Origin of the sequence: Burkholderia sp. SIMBA_051 (assembly GCF_046534915.1) — a bacterium.
GTDB lineage: Bacteria > Pseudomonadota > Gammaproteobacteria > Burkholderiales > Burkholderiaceae > Burkholderia > Burkholderia ambifaria.
Genome location: NZ_JAWRXS010000127.1, coordinates 1 through 322, shown reverse-complemented (window position 1 = coordinate 322; position 322 = coordinate 1). Strand labels below are relative to the sequence as shown.

General features: G+C 55.0%; 1 rRNA gene. It reads left to right on the top strand.

Annotation, left to right across the window (positions count from 1 at the left end):
- A 23S ribosomal RNA gene (locus SB771_RS33860) occupies positions 1-322 on the top strand; the annotation flags it as partial.

Genomic DNA, 322 nt, shown 5'->3' with positions numbered 1-322 from the left:
CGAGACAGACACGTCGAGCAGGTACGAAAGTAGGTCATAGTGATCCGGTGGTTCTGAATGGAAGGGCCATCGCTCAACGGATAAAAGGTACTCCGGGGATAACAGGCTGATACCGCCCAAGAGTTCATATCGACGGCGGTGTTTGGCACCTCGATGTCGGCTCATCACATCCTGGGGCTGAAGTCGGTCCCAAGGGTATGGCTGTTCGCCATTTAAAGTGGTACGCGAGCTGGGTTTAGAACGTCGTGAGACAGTTCGGTCCCTATCTGCCGTGGACGTTTGAGATTTGAGAGGGGCTGCTCCTAGTACGAGAGGACCGGAG